At 67.1% G+C, this 3,849-nt stretch carries 2 protein-coding genes; one reads left to right on the top strand and one right to left on the bottom strand.

Going from position 1 to position 3,849, the window contains the following annotated elements; genetic code table 11:
• A partial coding sequence (locus ACN27A_RS34195; protein ID WP_421459114.1) for an SRPBCC family protein occupies positions 1-1,504 on the top strand: 1,504 nt, incomplete at its 5' end.
• Positions 1,505-1,540: 36 nt separating this feature from the next.
• On the opposite strand, the gene ACN27A_RS34190 is transcribed toward ACN27A_RS34195, so the two are convergent.
• Entirely contained in the window at positions 1,541-2,332 is a 792-nt protein-coding gene (locus tag ACN27A_RS34190; protein WP_421459112.1) for a L,D-transpeptidase, read from the bottom strand.
• Positions 2,333-3,849: the final 1,517 nt, after the last annotated feature.

Below are 3,849 nucleotides of genomic sequence, written 5' to 3'. Positions count from 1 at the left end.
GCCCGGCCTGATCGCCGGCCTGGACCGGGATGTGGCGCTGGGTGACGGGATCAACGGGTTCGGCCTGATCGATCTCGACGAGGAGGCTGTGGCGACCGCCGGCGACCCGATCGGCACACCCGAGGCGGCCGCGGCGTTGCTCGCCGCCGCGCTGGACCGCGCCAATCCGAGGGTGCGGCTGCTCGGTGTCGAGAAGGACAGCATCTCCGTGGTCGTCCACGAGCAGGATTCACCGGCCTTCGACTATCTGGTGCTCAGCGGCCAGTCAGTGGCCGACGCCGTGGAGCTGGCCGAACGCGGCGCCGTGGACCCGGCCAACGGCGTCAGCGAGCTCGTGATCGCGACCGGCGACGGCGGCCGTGTGGTCGCCACCGGTGGTGCGGCCTTCGACGGCGTCCTGGTCCGCGGCCTCGGCGCGGAGATCACCGAGGACGAGCTGCCGATCCTGCTGCGGTCGCTGGCGCGACGGCCGGGCGTCAACGCCGTCGACCAGGGCGACACGGTGCGATTCGAGATCCGCGGCTCCGACGGCACAGTGGACGTCATCGTCTTCGAAACCGACCGGGCACCCGGCAACGGCGGCTACGACGTCGGTTTTCTGCGCGCCCAGCGGCACGACGAGTTCGCCGGCCTGCTCGGTGACCTTCACCGACGCCCGCTGGCCACGCTCGCCGAACAGGTGCAGTACACGCTGTCCGATGTGCTCAACTTTGCGTTCTCGGTGCCGGCGCTGCGGGCGCTGTTCGAGGCCATCGCGCCGGGACTCAATCTCGCCGACGCCGAGCCGCTGACAGAGCAGCCGGTCGTCGACGTCGCGAACGGCGTCCCGGAGACCGCCGCAGTCACGGTCCCGCTCGGTGAGTTTGTCTTCGAGATCGGCGATACCTTCGCCGTCGGGACCGAGGGCGGGTTCTCGCTGTTGTCCTCGCTGCTGGCGTTGCCGATCAGCGAGCTGTCGGGCATCCTGCGCGCCGAGGTCGATGCCGACGACAACGACAACGACGCCCAGCAGCTGCTCGAGGAGATTCTCAACGGCCGCAGCGGTGCGCAACTGGACTTCGAGTCCGAGCCGGGAATCGACGGGGTGCAGCTGGTCGGGCTCACCCCGGTGAGCTTCACGCTGGCGTTCGCCGACGGCGTGCAAACCGACCGGCTGACGTTCGAAGGGCCTGGTTCGGAGGCCATCCTCGCGGGGTTCGATGCCCGCGGCGGCGCCGATCTGGCCGACGGACAGAACAATCTGTCGCTGATCGACGTCGGCTCCGAGGAACTGGTGCTCGGCGACGGGCCCGCCAACCCGATCTTCGACCTGTTCGGCGACGGGTTCGCCGGTGACGCCGATCTGGCCGCCCTGATCGCGGCGGTGACCGGCGGGTCCAACCCGGCGGTGTCTCTGGTCAGCCAGGATGCGGGCAGCATCTCGGTGCGGATCGACAATCCGGTGACAGGTGAGTTCGACCTTCTGGTCTTCTACGACCCCACCGGCGCGACGGACCTGTTGTGAGCGGATCGGCGACCGGCGGGGCAGCCTGGGAGCGTGCTAGCTGGACACTGTCCGGGGAACCTCGACGCCGTTCTCGCGCACGATGATCGGATCACCCACGTTGACCGTGTTGAGGTACCACTCGGCGTCCTCGGTGCTGAGCCCGATACAGCCGTGGCTGGTGTTCTCGAAACCCATTTGGTTGACCGCCCACGGAGCCGAATGCACGAACAGGCCGCGCTTGGTGAAGCGCACGGCGTATTCCACGTCCAACAGGTAGCCGTCTGGGTCGTTGACCGGGATGCCCACGCTGCTCGAATCCATCACGACGTCGTGTTCCTTGGCCAGGACGGTGTAGATCCCCACCGGCGTCGGGTATTCCGGTCGTCCCATCGAAGCGGGGAAGACACCGTTCTGCCCAAAGTTGGGTCGATGGTGTGGCGCGGGCAGGTTGTCCGGCGGCTGACCGTCGATCGTGACGGTGAACGTGTGATCGGAGAGGTTCGCGACTCCGATGACCGCGGGACCGGTCTCGAAGTTTCGGGTCGGCAGGTTGCCCACCGACAGTGACACCGTCGTGTGGGCAGGCCAGAACGTGTCCGGGACCCACTGCGCGACATTGTCTTCGACCCACTCGAACTTCCCGGTCATCGCCGGCACGGATGTGACGTCGATGGCCCGTTGCGCTGCAACTCGATCGAAGACCGGGCGGTTGAACGTGACCACGACGGGGTGGGCCACCCCCACGACCGCCCCCTCGGCGGGCAGCATCGAGGCGACGGTGAGCTGCGGCGACGAAACCGCCGCCCTGCTGGTGTTCCCCGACCCCACAACCACGCTTGCAGCCATCATGACTGCGACGAGGACACTCCGAACAGCACCGCGCATGGCTTCCCGAATCCGTAGAAGTTACAACGTTGTCAGTTACTGATGGTAGGAGTGCTGGGAGGTCGGTGAAAGTGCTTGCGCCCCTTCGATTCGATCAAAGGTTCGTCACGCTTCGGCAACGCCTCCCGGGGGGCACCTAGGACTATCGACGATCTGCCGCAGGCCGTAAGTGGTTGGCTACCAGTGGGATTTGGACGAGGAGTACCACCGGTGTCGACAGTCAATGGAATTCAACTGTGCAACAGTCGCTTCAGCGGCGCCGACATTCAGGCCCAGCGCCGCCGACACGGCTTTGCACTGCCTGCAGCACCGCGGCGCCCCTGATACGCCTAACGGCCCGCCCCCATCGAGGACGGGCCGTCAGCGCGTGTTCGTCAGTGCGTGACTATGCGCCCGGACCAGGTGCCGTGGGCTGACCGGCGACCGGCGCTCCGCTCGGCGCCGGCCCCACCGGATCACCCTTGCCCGCCAGGCCGCCCATGGTGGTCAGCGGAAGGCCTGCGACTGGGGCTCCGGCCGCCGGAACGATGGGTGCCGCCGCAGCCACCGGAGGCACCACGACAGGCGGAACGACCGGCGGAATCGGCGGCGGCACCAGCGGTGGCACCACCGGCGGAATCGGGGGCGGCACCAGCGGCACCGGCGGAATCACAGGCACCGGCGCCAACGGGCCGGGCAGGGCCATCGGCACGCCGCCGGCCATCGGGGATATCGGTGCGCATCCGGCCGCCGCCGCGGGAACCTCTCCCGCAGCGGTGTCCAGGCATTCGTATCCGCCGGCCTGGGCTACGCCGGGGCCGAACGCCAGGGCGATCCCGCACAGTCCAGCACCGACAGCAGCAACTCTGATGCTGGTTCGATCAAAGACCGCCATCTTCCATCAACTCCTTCATTCACGCTAAGTCATTCCACTCCGAGCGGTGCAGCAGAACGCCCTGCCGCACCAAACCAGAGGCCGCCCTCGGAGCGACGTCGCCAAGTTATCGACACAACCCGTGATGGCGAAACACGCCGCACCCGGCCGTATCCGAATGGAGATGTTCGGGCCGAGTTGACACTTGTTCGTGTCGGAATACCGTTGAAAATGAGACTCTTTCGAGACTGAGGTGTTCTCGTTCCTCAGCCCCGCGGCCCTAGGATCGAGCGGCGCGCTGGTCAGTTCGGCGGGCCATCGTGAAGGTCACGCGTCCGGACGTAGAGGCCAAACCGAGACTGGGAGCGGGATCCCTCCAGCCCGGCCGGACCGGTCAACCTCTCGATGACGAGTTTCGCTTCGTGCAGTGACGCACGGCCGCGCCGCCCCGTTCGGGCACGGCCTCCGGCGAGGAACCACGCCGGGCATCAGTGGTTGCTTTCGTCTGGTGTGGGCACCCCGGCGAGATCGATGGCCGGCACTGTTTCGTCGAGCGAGTTCACCACGCACAGGTAGTTTCTGACGAAATCATCAGAACTTAGCTACTATGGCCTATGCGCTACTC

Source organism: Micromonospora sp. WMMD737 (genome assembly GCF_049179055.1).
Taxonomy (GTDB): Bacteria; Actinomycetota; Actinomycetes; order Mycobacteriales; family Micromonosporaceae; genus Micromonospora; species Micromonospora reichwaldensis.
The sequence above is the reverse complement of the archived record's forward strand: the minus strand, read 5'-3'. Positions and strand labels throughout refer to the sequence as shown.